The following is a 16,227-nucleotide window of genomic DNA, read 5'->3' as shown; positions in this document are numbered from 1 at the left end:
GGATCAGATATTGATAACAAGATTTTACATTATTTAATTTGATCTACAACAGCTTTGAACGCTTCAGGGTGATTCATTGCTAAATCGGCTAAAACTTTTCTGTTCAGTTCGATGTTGTTTTTCTTAAGAGCACCCATAAACTGAGAATAAGTCAGTCCGTGTTCTCTTGCACCAGCGTTAATTCTGGTAATCCAAAGTGCTCTGAAGTTTCTTTTCTTCTCTTTTCTGCCGCGGTATGCATACTGCATCGCCTTTTCTACGGCATTCTTAGCTACAGTCCAAACGTTCTTTCTTCTTCCGAAATAACCTTTGGCCAACTTCATTACTTTTTTTCTGCGGGCTCTGGAAGCCACCGCGTTTACTGATCTTGGCATAATTTAAAATGTTTTTTTTTGAAAAGGGCGTCTGCCGTGGCAGAACTTAGGTGCACCGTTTCAGGGTTAAATTTGTTGAATTTTTGAATTCTTATAAACCGCTTTGATTTATAAAAACTACTTTAACGCTAATTGGCGAAGTACGCTGTTCTTGTCCACCTCGGCCACGTAAGAAGTTTGCGTAAGATTTCTCTTCTGCTTGGTTTCTTTTTTGGTCAGAATGTGGCTTTTGTAAGCACCTTTTCTTTTAATCTTGCCGGTTCCGGTAAGCTTAAAACGCTTCTTAGCACCTGATTTAGTTTTTAATTTTGGCATTTTGCTTAATTTTATCTGTTTGTTATCAATATCTGTTTGGTCTGTTTCCCATGTCTGCCGGAGCAGGGCATAGTTTTCAGAATGCAAAAGTACAACATTTAGTTGTAATGGGAAAGGGTATTGGTAATAAGGATGTTTATTTGGGGAGTGTTGTGTGATTGGAATGTTTAGGTGCGGCCCCAGTCCGGGCCAAAACAATTCGGATTATTGAATTGCTTTCTAACAGTTTTCAGGTGTTGTGTTACTAACCCCTTCTATTTACCTACTGAGTTTCATTTGGCAACTGAAATAGGGTGTTTTTCCTGATGGTTATACAGACAATCAAATGTAATTTTAACGTAGTCGATTGCAGGCAAACATGTTTTATGATTATCTGTTCTTGTAGACATTGATATTAGGCGCAGTAAATGCCCAAAGATTATTATTGCTTAAGTAAATCCATCGGAATAATCATTTATAAAATTATATGAAAATAGGAATTTATATATCTGGGCTGGGACAATCTTTTGTTGAGGAAACGCTGGAAAAGTATGCAGAACGCTTCATGAATGAAATGAGTTTTGATACAAACGCAATTGAGTACGAACTTAAAACCGAAAAAATTAGCTATGGAACACAAGAAAGCACTGTCGTAAGTATTTTTGAGAAAAATATGGGAGGTACTGTCTTATATAAGTTTTATGACTTTAAATATCACCATATACTGACTGAAAGATTTAATAGCCATTCTCTAATCATTAGGAGTTTCCAGTTGTTTCTATTGGTTTTGCAAAAATTCCCCGTTTTGTTATTTAGAATATTTTCACATTCAAGTTATAGCAGACCATTTCAGACATTTTACCTATTTATAATTTTTTTTATTTTGTCTTTCGCCATTTTATTAATGTTGCCTTCATTGCTAGATATAGTGTCAAATTCACAGCTTATTAAGGCCGTTGTACTGTTTAAGAATAAAATTTATCCTCATGATGTTCCATATATACATCAGGAGGGCTTTATTAATACACTACAAACTATTTCGAAAATAACGGTGTCTTTTACCGCGATATTAATATTGATTATACCAAATGTAAATTTATTAATTTCAAATTTAGCCAGTGAATTTGTGTGTGCTAATGATTATATTCAACATGGCGCTCAGAAGCAGGTCTTACAAGGTAACCTAGAGCTTTTAGTTAATTATATTACAGAAAATGAGGAAAACAGCAGAATCCATTTTCACTCTTATAGCTTCGGATCCTTACTTGCTATAGATTATATTTACCCATTTGGCCACAAAGTTTCAAGAAACGCCGAAATGTACTGTGAAGCGTTTGTAACGATTGGGACACCGTTTGAATTTGTCAATTCATATTATCCGCTTTACTATGAAAGTCGTCAAGCAGATCTTGGAGACAAACTCCATTGGTTAAATGTTTATTCATCCGCAGATGCGCTGGCTACAAACTTCCGCAAAGATTCAAAAATTGGAGAAGCCCAATTTGGAATTATGAAAACATCCAAAAAACCCACTAATATTAATTATGAAGTAGCTGCTTTGGATAAGTATAACTTACTCAATTTTATATTGTTATATAGTATGCGGGTGCATGGAATGTATTGGGATCATAAGACTGAGGGGAAAAGCTGCATAAGTCTGGTTTTCAGTGAGATGAAAAGGCGAAATTTACTATAGAGCGACTGTTGGCCGTTTTATTAAGCACCCGGACTACATTAAGATAAGTTCGTAAGTAATAGTTGGATCTGTAGTTGCGAGAGTTTGAGTTTTAATAGAAGTATATTAGGGTGGAGTCCGGATACCACAGATTAAACGGGGCGTAACTGAAAAGCCTTACGAGTAGGGAAAATGTTAAATAACAAATAGATGAAACTTACAAAATTTTTACATGACCAAGGTTACGATTTGATTGATGGACCAGTGAGAAATCACAAACCTTTGCAATTGTGGCTAAAGCGGAATTTTAAACCCGCTGAACTTTATTATGCAAATGTAAGCTACGCATTTAAGAGTGGTATTGCTCTGGAGGAAATTGAAAATCCAGCACTTAATGTCGACTCAAGTAAAAAAGAGGACTATTCATTTAATATCGGAATTACCCTACTTGAGGAAATTTTAGAATCACTTAATTTAGGGTTCATGGAATTGTCAGCAAAAATTAAATCTGGAAAAACAGTGACTATTAGCTATGAGAATTCTGTCACAAAAGAATACGCAATTGGAAATATAGAAAGCTACTTATCTTCTGCTGACTTTATACACCCTAATCCTCCTCTCCTTAAAAATGCAAACAATAACAATATTTTAATTTTGACAGGCATTGTTTTTGCTAAAAATTTGGTTGTAAGTATTGAGACTGACTTTTCAGTGGATGCGGCATTAATTGCTAGTTTAAATGGAGTTGCTGACGGAAAATTAGATTTTTCTATGAATTCTAAAAATAAGTTAAAAATGGTATCCAGTGGTAATAGTTTTTTCCCAATCGCAGTTAAAACTAGCAGAATAAACTTTATCAAAGGTGTATTTAAAAAATTAAATTTAGTAAGTGGTAATCAGTTTTAGGATAAAGCTACGGTTCAGTCAATAAACTGGCATCCACGCATTGTTTTGAGCGTAAGATACAGTTTAAAGTTGGGTTAATAGGGCTTTACAGATATAACATGCAAACTTAAACAGTAGTAGCTTTCAAAAGTTTTAAGTCTTAAGTTTTTCGTTTTATTTTTGAAAACTTTGCCTTCCAGCCCCAAATATTTCCCTACTTTTGAAAGGTTACCGAAACCTATTCAAACATTTTACTGCAATTTTACACACACGTTTAAACACATAGACGACTTACTATACAAGGATTCAGGAGCTGATTCGGAGATTGATTATATCGAACAGTCCTCCTGGATTCTTTTTTTAAGATACCTTGATTCCCTGGAAAAGGATAAGGAAGATTAAGCTACCCGCTCCCAGTGAATTCCTTCATTGATTCACATTTTTGACAGAGGTTTCTGGAAGATTCGGGAACGACTATCTTACGGAAGATAATGTACTGACAGACAAGATTGGAACAAAGTCCTATTTAAAGAACTAGATTTATCCGCGATTCATTTCGTGCTGTTATACATTTAAACAAAAAAAAGAGACTCCTTCAAGTCTCTTTAGTATTTTTTAGCAATCAGCCAAAAGCCAACCGCAAACAGCCAATTTATTTCGCCGGCTTCTTAGGGCTCATCATCATAATCATACGCTTGCCTTCAAGCTTGGGCAGTTGGTCTACTTTGCCTACGTGCTCCAGCTCCTGGGCAAGTTTCAGCAACAGGATTTCTCCCTGATCCTTGAAGATGATAGAACGGCCCTTGAAGAAAACATAGGTTTTCAGCTTGGAACCTTCTTCCAGAAACTTCTCGGCGTGCTTTTTCTTGAATTCATAATCGTGGTCGTCTGTCTGTGGTCCGAAACGGATTTCCTTAACCACCACTTTTACCTGCTTGGCTTTAAGTTCCTTGGTCTTTTTCTTCTGCTCGTAAAGGAATTTTTTGTAATCCAGAATCCGCGAGATATACGGTTCTGCTTTGTCTGAAATTACAACAAGGTCCAGTTCCTGTTCCTTTGCAATTTCCAGTGCTTTTGCCAGCGGATAAACCCCCGGTTCCACGTTATCGCCCACCAAACGGACTTCCCGAGCCCGGATTTTTTCGTTGATCTGATGCAAATCTTCCTGCACCCGTCTTTGTGGGCCTCTACCTCGGTAATTAAATTTCTGTGCTATTGTTTTAAATTTTAAGTTATTCTTAATTCAAATATCCGGAATTACGCTCCGAACTCAGCGTTGAGTGCCGAGGCCTTCTTAAAATAAGTGATGAACTCTTCAGTGGTCATCGTCCCCAGGTCACCTTCGCCACGCTTTCTTACAGATACCGTGCCGGACTGTTCCTCGTTTTCACCTACGATAAGCATAAACGGATATTTGTTGATTTCCGCGTCGCGGATCTTTTTTCCGGTCTTTTCGTTACGGTCGTCAATTAAGCCGCTAATATCGTGATTTTCCAACAAATGGGAAACTTTTTTAGAATATTCTAAATATTTTTCTGAAATCGGAAGAATAATAAACTGATCGGGTGCCAGCCAAAGTGGGAAATCGCCTGCCGTATTTTCCAGCAATATGGCAATGAAACGTTCCATGGAGCCGAAAGGTGCACGGTGAATCATTACCGGTCTGTGCTTTTCGCCATCATTTCCGATATAAGTCAGGTCAAAACGTTCAGGCAGGTTGTAATCTACCTGTATGGTCCCCAACTGCCATTTCCTGCCCAGGGCATCCTTCACCATAAAATCCAGCTTAGGACCGTAGAAGGCGGCTTCACCATATTCTACAACGGTTTTAAGGCCTTTGTTTTTTGCTGCTGTAATGATGGCCTGTTCTGCTTTTTCCCAGTTCTCATCGCTGCCGATGTATTTTTCCCTGTTCTCAGGATCTCTGAGTGAAACCTGGGTTACAAAATCTTCGAAACCAAGGTTGCGGAACACATACAGTACAAGGTCAATTACGCCTTCAAACTCGCTCATCAGCTGGTCCGGGGTACAGAAAAGGTGGGCATCGTCCTGGGTAAATCCGCGCACTCTGGTCAGACCGTGAAGTTCGCCGGACTGCTCGTAACGGTAAACCGTTCCGAATTCTGCAAAACGCTTGGGAAGGTCACGGTAAGACCACTGACCCACTTTATAGATTTCGCAATGGTGTGGGCAGTTCATTGGCTTCAGCATAAACTCTTCACCCTCGTTAGGAGTTTTTATTGGCTGAAAACTGTCGGCGCCGTATTTATCCCAGTGACCTGAGGTAACATAAAGTTCTTTGGAACCGATATGTGGTGAGATTACAAATTCGTAACCTGCTTTTTTCTGCGCGTCGGAAAGGAAATTTTCCAGTTTTTTCCGGAGTGCGGCACCCTTTGGAAGCCAAAGCGGTAAGCCGGCACCTACTTTTTCTGAGAAGGCAAAGATGCCAAGTTCTTTTCCAAGTTTCCTGTGGTCGCGGCGCTTAGCCTCTTCCAGCCTCTCCATATATTCGGTAAGGTCTTTCTGTTTCGGGAAGGAAATTCCGTAAACACGCGTAAGTTGAGGATTCTTTTCATCACCCCTCCAGTAAGCTCCGGCGGCGTTCAGTACTTTTACGGCCTTAACGATTCCGGTGGACGGTAAATGACCGCCACGGCAAAGGTCTGTGAAGTTGTCATGCCTGCAGAAGGTAATCTGACCGTCCTCCAGGTTGGATATCAATTCTGTTTTGTAAGGATTGTCCGCATATTCCTTCAGCGCGTCGGCTTTGGAAACCGGATAGAGGCTGAAGGTGGAGTTCTTTTTGGCGTTCTCCAGCATTTTTTTCTCAATCTTCTCAAAATCCTTTTCACTCAGGGTTTCATCACCAAAATCAACATCATAGTAGAAGCCGTTTTCAATGGCCGGACCAATGGTAAGTTTCGCGTTTGGGTAATAATCGAGGATGGCCTGCGCCAACAGGTGAGCAGAGGAGTGCCAGAAGGCTTTTTTGCCAAGATCATCATTCCAGGTTAGAAGCTGAACCGTGGCGTCGGCATCGATGTTTGTTGAAACTTCAACCTGTGTACCGTTCACCACCGCGGAAATTGTGTTTCTGGCCAAACCTTCCGAAATAGATTTTGCCACCTCGAGCGGTGTTACCGCATTCTCAAATTCTCTGATGCTTCCGTCCGGAAGAGTGATCTTTACCATATACTTTAGACAAAATTAAGATGCAAAAATACGAAAATCCGCATCATGTGCATTGCCGAAGCCAGATAAATTCACTACAGTTCAGGCAGGCCCACTGACAGTGCCAGGCTGCGGAAATAAAAAAAGCGGAAACTAACTTCCGCTGTGCTCATCATTATTGTGGGTTTTCCCGTCTTTATGTGTTTTTGAGGTCTCCCGTACTTCTTTTTTCATGCTTTCGCCACTTTCTACTTTTTCCGAAGAGGCGGGCACGTTCTGGTAATCCTGATTTTCCTTCTTAACATCTGCCTTGCCGTCTTTGGATACGCTGCTGTTCTTATCTTTTTCCATAGTTATACATTTAAGTTTGAAAAGCTGAAAATTCGGTGCCAATCTTTGATTTGACTGTAAATTTCAGTTATAACTTTGAAAAATCCGAGAGATCCAGAGTTTGGGTTTCATCTTCAATGCTGTAATCCAGCGCTTTTGCCAGCACAAATATTGAGTTCAGATTATCCATCAGCTGTTTCCGGCCCTCGCTGCGAAGCCTGTTCTGATCTACGCGTTTGTAAGCATCGTCCTTGGCTGCTTTGGTAACCTTTTTAATCTGTACGTCGTCAATCCTGTTAAAAAAGGAATCGTCCATAGCCTGTATTTCCACCACAGGGGTGATGCGGATATCTGCCGGCGGAATTTCTTTGATGACAAGTTTTCTGTTTACCGAATCGACTTCCATCACCAGCTTGTTCAGATTATAGGAAACCTGGGCATTGGTCCTGGTGAAAGCCAAAATCTGGTTTTCCGACATCTTGCGCCCAAACACCTCATAGGCTACCTTGGTTTTCTGCATGGTGGAGAAATCCTGTTCCATAACCACCATCTTATTCATCTTTGTAATCTGGTTTTTAAGGATATAATAGTCGTTGCGGGTTTTCTCCTCCACGACGGTGCTGAAACGCCGGAACATGAGGAAAAGCACCAGCATGGCGGCAGCTCCGATCAGTATTCCTTTGATGATATTATTATTTTTCAACATAAAAATGTTAAGCTATTTACCTTTCATGATCTGCAGCAAGTCACGCTCCAGCCAGCCGGAAAGCGGGGATTCGGTGATGCGCCCGAGTTCTGCAGAACCTTTTTTTACAATGACTGTCGGAACTTTTTCAATCTTATAGGTTGCATGTTCACCTCCGGGCGTTTGTTTATTTCTGTCGGCGGCAATGATGGTCAGTTTTTCATTGGGGTAATTAATTTCATTCAGAATCTTAATGAGTCTTGGAAACTCCCTGTGGCTGTCGGGGCACCATGTTCCCACGAAAACAGTCATGCTGGTATTGTCCCAGTTCTGTGCACGGAGCTCGTCCAGAGACTTTGTATCCACGGCGTATTCGAGATATTCCTTACCGAACCACTCGTTATAGGGTGCATTGTCGAACTGTGTTAACATCTGCGGTCCCAGCAGGATTTTGCCGTCTCGTTCGGTAACGGTTTCTACATTTAACCTTGGGTTGGTTTGTGCCCGGCAAGCCTGAATGTTCAGCATTACGGCACCTGTTATAAAAAGAGAGGTGATAAATTGTTTCATCTTAATTTTCTAAAATTGTTTTAAGGTCAGCAGGGGAGTAGTGCACGTTTTTCAGTACTTTATTGTCCGATTTACGGTGAACATTAAACTTATCGCCGGACTTCTCATAAAAACTATCTTCCCCTTTCTCTGTGTAAAAAGCCAAGGTTTCCAATGCCTGGGTTTCATCTGCACATGCCTTGGACATGTTTGAGCGCTGCACCTCGGCAAAGAGTTCCGGAAATTTTTCGCCCAGACCAAATTCCAAAACCGCGCCACTAAGTACATATTGCAGGTCGCAAAGCGCATCAGCCACTTCCACTATATCGTTATCTTCAATCGCCTGCTTAAGTTCGTTCAGTTCCTCCTGGAGCAGAGCCACGCGTAAATCTGCCCGCTCTCTTGCAGGAATCTGTGGTTTGTCCAGCACCGGTGCGTTAAACGTTTGATGAAACTCAGCTACCATATTCAGACTGTCAATTTTATCCATTCAATTAATTTTCCCAAAGGTAAAGATTCCGGCAGGTACCTGAAATAGTTTGACTGCCATTTAATAAGTCTGTTTCGGTTACATTAACACAGGACGACGTATCATTCGCAGAACTGCATTGGGAATATCCGGCCGTCAGTATTATACATGGTTCCTGTATAACAGCCGCGGCCGTCGGCCTCTAAAACACATTTTGCACTTAGTACCCCATTTGTATACTCATTCAAATGCAGGTTATTGCCGCTGATGCTGCCACGCAGGTCGTAGATATTCCGGGGCTTTGCATTATTGTAGTAAGTTCCCGTTACCGTACTACTATTTGGATTAAAAGTTAATGTAAATACTGCCTGCATTTTCCCTACGGTACCGTTCATGATCTTTTCCACCTTCTGTGCGTGTACGGTAACTGCAGGTTGTACTTTGTCCTTACTGTTTTCTGCCCCTAAATTTCCCGATCTCAGCGTATAGATAAGACCACCTACCGCGGTTACCAGTGTGGCAATAGCAGTAATTGTAGCTGCCATAGAGGGTTTGCCGGTAATATTTTCTGTTGCCATGGCATTTACTTTTACTATATAAATGTAATAAATATTTGAAATTCAAAACCTTTAGAATAGTGAGTTCATCTAAACAACAAGTGCGGCTCTATCTAAATGGAGCGTTTTTCTTTAATACATAAAAAAAACACCCCAAAGAAGGAGTGTTTATATCTGTTTTAGCTGATTTTATTATTTGGAGATCTCTCTTCCAATAACCAGTCTCTGGATTTCAGAAGTTCCTTCGCCGATTGTACAGAGTTTGGAGTCCCTGTAGTATTTTTCTGCCGGGAAATCTTTAGTATAACCATAGCCACCAAAAATCTGCACTGCATTGTTCGCAATACGTACACAGGCCTCAGAAGCGTAAAGTTTTGCCATCGCGCCTTCCTTGGTCATCGGCTTTTTGGCATTTTTAAGGTTGGAAGCACGCTGGATCAGAAGTTCAGCTGCGTCAATTTCCGTAGCCATATCAGCGAGCATGAAATTGATGGACTGGAAACTGTTGATCGGCTTTCCGAACTGATGTCTTTCCTGAGAATATTTCAGGGCTGCTTTGTAGGCACCACGTGCAATACCAAGGCTTAACGCTGCGATGGAGATACGACCGCCATCCAGAATTTTCATTGCCTGCTTAAATCCGGAACCAACTTCGCCAAGACGGTTCGCATCGGGTACTCGCACATTGTCAAATATAAGTTCCGCTGTTTCGGAAGCCCTCATACCCAGTTTATTCTCTTTTTTTCCTGAAGTGAATCCGGCCATTCCTTTTTCCAGAACAAAAGCCGTGGAGTTGTTTTTTGCTCCTTTCTCACCCGTACGGGTCATGACAACTGCGATGTCGCCGGAAATAGCGTGGGTAATAAAATTTTTAGCTCCGTTGATGATCCAGTCGTCACCGTCTTTTACTGCCGTTGTACTCATTCCGCCGGAATCAGAGCCTGTGTTGTGCTCGGTAAGGCCCCAGGCACCGATAACCTGACCGGAAGCCAGTTTTGGCAGCCATCTGTGTCTCTGTTCCTCATTACCGAATTCATAAATATGATTGGTGCAGAGTGAGTTATGAGCAGCAACTGAAAGGCCGATAGAAGGATCTACCTGCGAGATTTCGTCCAGTATGGTTACATATTCGTGGTAGCCAAGACCGGAACCACCGTATTCCTCAGGAATTACGATTCCCATGAAGCCCATTTCGCCAAGCTGGTGAAAAAGTTCAACAGGGAAAGTCTGACTTTCATCCCACTCCATGATATTTGGTCTAATATTTTTTTCAGCAAAATCTCTTGCAGTTTCTGCTACCATTTTGATGTTGTCTTGCATCTGGATATCCATAAATTTGTTTTGTCGCCAAATATACTTAAAATGTAGCCGAGTAGGAAATTATATTTGCCGTATAATCATCATCCTTTTGTATTAAAGCTTAAAAACAGTTTACCGTGGGCTGTAAGGTTGCGGTCTTATCTTTTAGCTGCTATATCGCTGAAATGAGTAATTTTACCCCTTTAAATTTTCAATGAAAAAAATTGTCTTTTTTGCCTGTTTTGCGCCAGCGGTACTTTTCGCGCAGGTTCCTGCGGGTTATTATAACGGAACTGCCGGCCTTTCAGGTTATGCATTAAAAAGCAAAGTGCACGAAATAATATCACGCAATTATAACTGGAATTATGCCGATTTACCCGCATATTATGGTATAACCGATCTGGACAGGTATGACGACCATGGGCCAGCCAACAATGATATCCTGCTTGATATTTATTCTGAAATTCCCGGTGCACCGGATGCGTATGAGTATACGGTCAGTCAGCTGACGGGCTCAGCATCAACAGAAGGAGTGGGCTACAACCGTGAACACATCATTCCGCAAAGCACTTTTGACAGTTATTATCCGATGTATTCGGATCTGCACTTTGTGGTTCCCACAGATGCACGCATTAACCAACTGAGAAGTAATTATCCGCATGCTGTTGGTGGAGGTACAACTTTCTACACTTTTACAAACACATCCAAGATCCGTAGTGACAACACACCCGGCTATGCTTACAGCGGCAGGGTGTATGAACCTGTAGATGAGTACAAGGGCGATGTGGCACGAATGATCCTGTACTTTGCAGTAAGGTACGAATCCAAGCTACGGTCATTCAATTATTCAGCGGGCTCGGGACCGGCAAATGATACCAGCGTCCTGAACGGTACAGCAGAATATGCTTTTGATCCGGGGTATCTTGAGATGCTGAAAATGTGGCACAGCAGTGATCCTGTCTCTACGCGCGAAACAGAACGTAACAACGCGGTGTACAGCATCCAGAAAAACAGAAACCCCTTTATTGACAATCCCGGCTGGGTAGATTTAATATGGTCCGAAACTCCGGATGCGCTGCCTCCTCAAGCGCCGTCCGGTCTGGCGGTAACAGCAACCGGTGCACACTTTGTAACTTTAACCTGGACACCCAGTGCGGATGCTGATGTTTTGGGGTATCATGTTTATATCAACGGAAATACAGTTCCCTTCACCACTGTTAAAGAAAATACAGCTACAATAGACCGTCTGACTGCCAACACTGCTTATTCATTTGCAGTCCGGTCTTTTGACAGGGGTTATCTGGAATCAGCTGTCACCAATCCGGTTTCAGCAACGACACTTTACAGCGATTCCTTTGCAAAAGATCTGATGATCACCAAATTCATTGACGGCAGCGGTTTTAACAATGCCGTAGAGATCAGTAACAATACAGGGCATGAGGTAAACCTGAACAATTATAACTTAAGGATACAGTTCTACAATTCGGTGAACGGCAATTACTATTTTTCCGAATCATTTCAACTGGAAGGAAAAGCAGCAGCAGGTGAAACATTTGTAGTGCGGAATCCGCGCGCAACCTTTAACTGCTACAGCAACGAACAGGCTAAATTTGTCACTGCTTCAGATCCGCTTACCTTCACCGGTACGCAATATGTGGAACTTGCCTACAAAGGAAACAGTACTGTAGATGCCATCGGCACTAAAGATACTTTCAACAGTTTGGGAGATATGTCCCTGTACAGGCAGTATGCCAATCAACCCAATACGCTTTTCAATCCTGCTGAATGGCAGAATTATCCAACCGATTACTGCCAGAATTTAGGTACTCTGACTGTCGCTGATAATTTAGTCACCAACTCTGAGGCAGGAATTTATCCGAATCCGGTGCGGGACCTGCTTTATCTGACGGATGTAGGTGATAAAGCCACACATGCGCAGATTTTTGACCTTTCCGGCAGACTAATCAGGACTTTAAAGTTCTCAAACCAGAAGGAGAAAAGTGTTGATGTCTCAGAGTTGCCGTCAGGGGTTTATTTTATCAGGGTAAACACAAAATCTTTCCGGTTCATCAAGCAATAGGAAGTCCATTGTCCATCCTGGCTGCCTGCTCCCTGATTTTTTTGGCGGATAATCTGAAAAACCTGACCACCAGCATCACCGCGGAGATCGTGAGTCCCAGACCAAGAGCGATCCACATCCCGAAAGCACCCATTTCCAGGGTGACGCACAGGATGTAACCCAGTGGAATGGTAATGACCCAGTAGGCTATGAAGGTGAGAATACTCGGGATTTTTACATCCTGGATCCCCCGCAGGATTCCCAGTGCCGTAACCTGTACACCGTCTGACAGCTGAAACAGTGCTGCAATGATCAGAAGTTGGGACGCGAGCATTATAACTTCTACATCTTCTTTCCGGGTAAAGAAGGTGGGCAGCACTTCGCGGCCGAAGATAAAGAACAGTCCACAAACAGTCATATAAATAAATGAAAGTTTGAGGTTGTTAATGCCCAGAGCACGCAGTTCCACAAAGTTCTTTTCGCCCATTTTACGGCCAACCATTACTGTAGAAGCAACACTGAAACCAATACAGAGGTTGAAGGTGAATGAGGCCATACTGAGCGCAATCTGATGAGAAGCGATATCCGTTGCGCTTACAAGTCCACAGATAAAGGCGGCGCCGGCAAACGCTGTAACCTCAAAAAACATCTGGAAAGCGGTAGGTAAGCCCAGTTTGAGCATCCGGCTGAACATCTTGCCCCGCAATTCATTCAGCTTAAGAGTGAAAGCGATTACATAACGTCTTGTTGTTTCGTGCTTTCGCAGAATGAAATAGAGCAAAATCATCATAAAAACACGGGCTATGAGTGTAGCAATCGCCGATCCTTTTACGCCCATAGGTGGAAATCCGAACAATCCTTTTATTAAAATATAGTTCAGGACAATATTAACAACGTTTGCAATAATTGTAGCTACGGTAACTCCAACGGTATAACCCAGGCCTTCGGATACCTCCCTTAAAGTTTGAAAAGCCATGAAGGGCAACACACTCAGTGCCATCATAAAGAGATAGTCCTGGGTATCGGGAATGATTTCGGCCGGTTGGTTCAGGAAGGGCAGAAGGGGAATAAAACCCAACAGCAACAACATCAGCAGCAGTCCTACAGCGATGTTAAGCACAAATCCGTGGCGAAAAACTGAATTGATGCGGTGGTGTTTCTTCTGCGCGTGTGCTTCTGAAACAAGCGGCGGAATAGCAAATGAAATTCCCAGTCCGAATACGAATACAGAGAAAAAAACAGCATTTCCCAGCGAGACTGCGGCCAATGCTTTGGCACCCAAAAGGTTACCTACGATGATATTGTCAAAAAGCTGTACAGAAACCTGCCCCAATTGGGTGAGCATCACGGGAACAGCAAGTATGAGCGCTTCTCTGGTGTATTTTCGGTTAAGGAGCATTAAAAGAAAGTTTGCAGCAAAATTACTGCAAACTATGTTTATAAAGTGATTTGTAACGGCTAATTATTTTCGTACGAAGGCGGCCACATCATCTGCCGTAACCGTACTTCCGCCCAGAATGATAAGACGCTCAACAATATTGCGGAGCTCGCGGATATTCCCGGTCCACGAAAATGCTTCCAGGCTTTTCAGGGCACCCTCTTCAAAGACTTTTGGTGCGGTTCCCTGTTCGTCTGCCAGGGATTTGGCGAAATATTCAACCAACAGTTTAATGTCTTCTTTTCTTTCGTCCAGAGGCGGTACATAGATTTCAATGACAGAAAGACGGTGATAAAGGTCTTCCCTGAATCTGCCGGCTTCAATTTCTTTCTGCATGTTTTTGTTGGTTGCGGCAAGTACGCGAACATCCACTTTTATTTCCTTGTCACTTCCAACCGGTGAAACTTTACTTTCCTGAAGGGCGCGCAGCACCTTCGCCTGAGCTATAAGACTCATATCGCCAATCTCGTCCAGGAAAATGGTCCCATTGTTCGCAAGTTCAAATTTTCCCTGCTTATCTTTTATGGCTCCGGTAAATGAACCTTTTACGTGCCCAAAAAGCTCACTTTCAATCAGTTCTGATGGAATAGCCGCGCAGTTCACCTCTACCATTGGTCCGCGGCTCCTTTCACTTTGTGAATGTATGGCGTGTGCTACCAGTTCCTTACCAGCACCGTTAGGTCCTGTTATGAGTACGCGGGCATCTGACGTGGCAACTTTAGCAATCATTTCGTGGATTTTCCTGAGCGCGGGACTATCACCAATCATCTGGTACTTCTTGTTAACCTTCTTCTTTAATGTTGAATTTTCTTTCTGAAGATTTTTATTTTCCTTAGCCAGTTTTTCCTTATCCAGCGCATTTTTAACACTGGTTATCAAACGGTTGATGTCAATTGGTTTGGAGATGAAATCGTAGGCTCCTTCTTTCAGACAGTCCACAGCTGTATCAATGTCGGCATGGCCGGAAATCATTACAAATGTGGAATCCGGTTTTACCTGCAGCGATTGTTTCAGCAGTTCTGTTCCCGAAAGCTTCGGCATCTTAATATCTGATATAATCAGGTCGAAATCCTCTTTCTCAATATACTTATAGCCTTCAAGCCCATCGGCGGCTATAGTAAATTCATACGTTGGCAATTCATCTGAAAGAATACTTTGAAGCACGCTGGAGATAGCGGTTTCATCTTCTACGATAAGGATTTTCTGCATAAGAGCTGGATTGGATTAATTTTATTATTAAGTTTGGATATGTAACAAAAACCGTTCCCAATGGCCGGTAAATTTGACGGGAATAATTTAACCTCCGGTTTATTACTGATAGTCTCGTGCACCGCAGATGGCCGAACCCACACGCACTGAGTTGGATCCGCACTCTATGGCCAGTTTGTAATCGCCGCTCATACCCATGGATAAGATTTGAATTTCCTTTTGGACCGCCAGCTGATCGAAAAGCCGCTTTAAGGTGCTGAATTCCCATTTTACCTGCTCCTGATCATCTGTATAGGTGGCCATACCCATAAGCCCGCAGATTTTTACATTAGGGTAGAGGCCCTGAGTCCACTGGCTGAAAAGCTCCCTGGTTTCGGAAATTTCCAGGCCAAATTTAGTCTCCTCAGTAGCAATTCTTACTTGAAGCAGTACATTGATGGTGCGGTTGTGTTTTTGCGCCTGCCGGTCTATTTCCTGAAGCAGTTTTTCACTGTCCACACTTTCTATGAGATGGATAAATTCTGCAATATGCTTCACTTTATTGGTCTGCAGGTGCCCGATCAGATGCCATTTGATATCAGCGGGCAATTCCATCTGTTTGGTCAGCATTTCCTGTACCTTATTCTCACTAAAATGGCGGTGACCTAAATTATATAATTCCCGCACAGTATCTGCAGGATGGGTTTTTGTAACTACAACCAACTGTACTTCCGGCGGTAATTGTGTCCGAACATTGTTGTAACGGTCACCAATTGAATCAGAATTCATAAAAAAGGTGTTTTTCCTGTTTTCCAAACGCCAAATATACCATAAATTTGTTTTGAACACTAAAACACAAATGATGGGTAACTTAAACGATCACCTCCTTACGGATGAGGAGGAGCAGCAACTTGTGAGCACTTATAAGGAGGGGAATTATGCGTTGATAAATGCCAACCGTCCGGAGAATTCTCCCGATACGCTGGAATGCAGTTTTGAACTGGACATTGTACAGCAGTTCCTGGATTATGTGAAATCCCACGCCGAAGCACAGGGCATTACAAACGTCAGGATAACTGTATGCTTTGGGCAGTACCCAGGCGGTTATTTCAGCCCCAGAATGAAGCCGGGCAATGCCGGTCATCAAACTGTTTTTCTGCGTGGTGACGACGGTACCAACGGAAGCTGTACACCAATAGACGGGCTGTCTGCTCTGGATTATTCAAACATTTGCCCTCCTTACTAAACAGA

General features: G+C 42.4%; 17 protein-coding genes. 4 read left to right on the top strand and 13 right to left on the bottom strand.

Going from position 1 to position 16,227, the window contains the following annotated elements:
• Nucleotides 1–29: 29 nt before the first annotated feature.
• The gene (gene rplT / locus P0M11_RS10340; protein ID WP_158064193.1) at nucleotides 30–374 is read right to left on the bottom strand and encodes a 50S ribosomal protein L20; all 345 of its coding nucleotides are present in this window, start codon (nucleotides 372–374) and stop codon (nucleotides 30–32) included.
• 117 nt (nucleotides 375–491) lie between these two features.
• The gene (rpmI, locus tag P0M11_RS10335; protein ID WP_158064192.1) at nucleotides 492–689 is read right to left on the bottom strand and encodes a 50S ribosomal protein L35; all 198 of its coding nucleotides are present in this window, start codon (nucleotides 687–689) and stop codon (nucleotides 492–494) included.
• A gap of 466 nt (nucleotides 690–1,155) precedes the next feature.
• Between rpmI and P0M11_RS10330 the strand changes: the two genes are divergently transcribed.
• Together P0M11_RS10330 and P0M11_RS10325 are read left to right on the top strand one after the other, a co-directional pair.
• Complete coding sequence (locus P0M11_RS10330; protein ID WP_275625583.1) at nucleotides 1,156–2,364, top strand: hypothetical protein; 1,209 nt, start codon at nucleotides 1,156–1,158, stop codon at nucleotides 2,362–2,364.
• A gap of 189 nt (nucleotides 2,365–2,553) precedes the next feature.
• Nucleotides 2,554–3,249, top strand: a complete 696-nt coding sequence (locus tag P0M11_RS10325) for a hypothetical protein (protein ID WP_275625582.1) — start codon at nucleotides 2,554–2,556, stop codon at nucleotides 3,247–3,249.
• Nucleotides 3,250–3,880: 631 nt separating this feature from the next.
• On the opposite strand, the gene infC is transcribed toward P0M11_RS10325, so the two are convergent.
• From infC to P0M11_RS10285, 8 genes are all read right to left on the bottom strand, one after another.
• Nucleotides 3,881–4,399 (bottom strand): translation initiation factor IF-3, encoded by a 519-nt coding sequence (gene infC / locus P0M11_RS10320; protein ID WP_158064189.1) that lies wholly within the window; start codon nucleotides 4,397–4,399, stop codon nucleotides 3,881–3,883.
• Between the two features lie 86 nt (nucleotides 4,400–4,485).
• Nucleotides 4,486–6,423: a threonine--tRNA ligase gene (thrS, locus tag P0M11_RS10315; RefSeq protein WP_275625581.1), complete on the bottom strand. Its 1,938-nt coding sequence runs from the start codon at nucleotides 6,421–6,423 to the stop codon at nucleotides 4,486–4,488.
• Between the two features lie 132 nt (nucleotides 6,424–6,555).
• Nucleotides 6,556–6,753: a hypothetical protein gene (locus tag P0M11_RS10310; protein WP_209813313.1), complete on the bottom strand. Its 198-nt coding sequence runs from the start codon at nucleotides 6,751–6,753 to the stop codon at nucleotides 6,556–6,558.
• 67 nt (nucleotides 6,754–6,820) lie between these two features.
• Complete coding sequence (locus P0M11_RS10305; RefSeq protein ID WP_345774363.1) at nucleotides 6,821–7,438, bottom strand: DUF4230 domain-containing protein; 618 nt, start codon at nucleotides 7,436–7,438, stop codon at nucleotides 6,821–6,823.
• Between the two features lie 12 nt (nucleotides 7,439–7,450).
• Complete coding sequence (locus P0M11_RS10300) at nucleotides 7,451–7,987, bottom strand: thioredoxin family protein (RefSeq protein WP_275625580.1); 537 nt, start codon at nucleotides 7,985–7,987, stop codon at nucleotides 7,451–7,453.
• Nucleotide 7,988: 1 nt separating this feature from the next.
• On the bottom strand, nucleotides 7,989–8,456 hold the full coding sequence (locus tag P0M11_RS10295) for a nucleoside triphosphate pyrophosphohydrolase family protein (protein ID WP_275625579.1): 468 nt from the start codon (nucleotides 8,454–8,456) through the stop codon (nucleotides 7,989–7,991).
• Nucleotides 8,457–8,557: 101 nt separating this feature from the next.
• Entirely contained in the window at nucleotides 8,558–9,013 is a 456-nt protein-coding gene (locus tag P0M11_RS10290) for a hypothetical protein (RefSeq protein ID WP_275625578.1), read from the bottom strand.
• Nucleotides 9,014–9,184: 171 nt separating this feature from the next.
• On the bottom strand, nucleotides 9,185–10,324 hold the full coding sequence (locus tag P0M11_RS10285) for an acyl-CoA dehydrogenase family protein (RefSeq protein ID WP_187695212.1): 1,140 nt from the start codon (nucleotides 10,322–10,324) through the stop codon (nucleotides 9,185–9,187).
• A gap of 181 nt (nucleotides 10,325–10,505) precedes the next feature.
• Here P0M11_RS10285 and P0M11_RS10280 point away from each other — a divergent pair, with 181 nt between their 5' ends.
• Complete coding sequence (locus P0M11_RS10280; protein ID WP_275625577.1) at nucleotides 10,506–12,371, top strand: endonuclease; 1,866 nt, start codon at nucleotides 10,506–10,508, stop codon at nucleotides 12,369–12,371.
• On the opposite strand, the gene P0M11_RS10275 is transcribed toward P0M11_RS10280, so the two are convergent.
• The 3 genes from P0M11_RS10275 to P0M11_RS10265 form a co-directional block, all read right to left on the bottom strand.
• A complete protein-coding gene (locus P0M11_RS10275; RefSeq protein WP_275625576.1) occupies nucleotides 12,361–13,749 on the bottom strand; it encodes an MATE family efflux transporter in 1,389 nt (462 codons plus the stop codon). The genes P0M11_RS10280 and P0M11_RS10275 overlap by 11 nt on opposite strands.
• Before the next feature lie 63 nt (nucleotides 13,750–13,812).
• Complete coding sequence (locus tag P0M11_RS10270) at nucleotides 13,813–14,997, bottom strand: sigma-54 dependent transcriptional regulator (RefSeq protein WP_275625575.1); 1,185 nt, start codon at nucleotides 14,995–14,997, stop codon at nucleotides 13,813–13,815.
• A gap of 102 nt (nucleotides 14,998–15,099) precedes the next feature.
• On the bottom strand, nucleotides 15,100–15,765 hold the full coding sequence (locus P0M11_RS10265) for a YggS family pyridoxal phosphate-dependent enzyme (RefSeq protein ID WP_275625574.1): 666 nt from the start codon (nucleotides 15,763–15,765) through the stop codon (nucleotides 15,100–15,102).
• 70 nt (nucleotides 15,766–15,835) lie between these two features.
• Between P0M11_RS10265 and P0M11_RS10260 the strand changes: the two genes are divergently transcribed.
• The gene (locus P0M11_RS10260) at nucleotides 15,836–16,222 is read left to right on the top strand and encodes a hypothetical protein (RefSeq protein WP_275625573.1); all 387 of its coding nucleotides are present in this window, start codon (nucleotides 15,836–15,838) and stop codon (nucleotides 16,220–16,222) included.
• Nucleotides 16,223–16,227: the final 5 nt, after the last annotated feature.

The sequence above is a fragment of the Kaistella sp. PBT33-4 genome (assembly GCF_029194425.1).
GTDB lineage: Bacteria > Bacteroidota > Bacteroidia > Flavobacteriales > Weeksellaceae > Marnyiella.
This window is presented reverse-complemented; position numbering and strand designations above follow the sequence as displayed.

Bases quoted from the DNA above. Each gene is read 5' to 3' on its own strand.
- P0M11_RS10285 (WP_187695212.1), bottom strand. From the start codon at position 10,324: ATGGATATCCAGATGCAAGACAACATCAAAATGGTAGCAGAAACTGCA.
- P0M11_RS10310 (WP_209813313.1), bottom strand. From the start codon at position 6,753: ATGGAAAAAGATAAGAACAGCAGCGTATCCAAAGACGGCAAGGCAGAT.
- P0M11_RS10290 (WP_275625578.1), bottom strand. From the start codon at position 9,013: ATGGCAACAGAAAATATTACCGGCAAACCCTCTATGGCAGCTACAATT.
- P0M11_RS10295 (WP_275625579.1), bottom strand. From the start codon at position 8,456: ATGGATAAAATTGACAGTCTGAATATGGTAGCTGAGTTTCATCAAACG.
- P0M11_RS10330 (WP_275625583.1), top strand. From the start codon at position 1,156: ATGAAAATAGGAATTTATATATCTGGGCTGGGACAATCTTTTGTTGAG.
- rpmI (WP_158064192.1), bottom strand. From the start codon at position 689: ATGCCAAAATTAAAAACTAAATCAGGTGCTAAGAAGCGTTTTAAGCTT.
- P0M11_RS10270 (WP_275625575.1), bottom strand. From the start codon at position 14,997: ATGCAGAAAATCCTTATCGTAGAAGATGAAACCGCTATCTCCAGCGTG.
- P0M11_RS10260 (WP_275625573.1), top strand. From the start codon at position 15,836: ATGATGGGTAACTTAAACGATCACCTCCTTACGGATGAGGAGGAGCAG.
- P0M11_RS10300 (WP_275625580.1), bottom strand. From the start codon at position 7,987: ATGAAACAATTTATCACCTCTCTTTTTATAACAGGTGCCGTAATGCTG.
- P0M11_RS10265 (WP_275625574.1), bottom strand. From the start codon at position 15,765: ATGAATTCTGATTCAATTGGTGACCGTTACAACAATGTTCGGACACAA.
- P0M11_RS10280 (WP_275625577.1), top strand. From the start codon at position 10,506: ATGAAAAAAATTGTCTTTTTTGCCTGTTTTGCGCCAGCGGTACTTTTC.
- rplT (WP_158064193.1), bottom strand. From the start codon at position 374: ATGCCAAGATCAGTAAACGCGGTGGCTTCCAGAGCCCGCAGAAAAAAA.
- thrS (WP_275625581.1), bottom strand. From the start codon at position 6,423: ATGGTAAAGATCACTCTTCCGGACGGAAGCATCAGAGAATTTGAGAAT.
- P0M11_RS10305 (WP_345774363.1), bottom strand. From the start codon at position 7,438: ATGTTGAAAAATAATAATATCATCAAAGGAATACTGATCGGAGCTGCC.
- P0M11_RS10275 (WP_275625576.1), bottom strand. From the start codon at position 13,749: ATGCTCCTTAACCGAAAATACACCAGAGAAGCGCTCATACTTGCTGTT.
- P0M11_RS10325 (WP_275625582.1), top strand. From the start codon at position 2,554: ATGAAACTTACAAAATTTTTACATGACCAAGGTTACGATTTGATTGAT.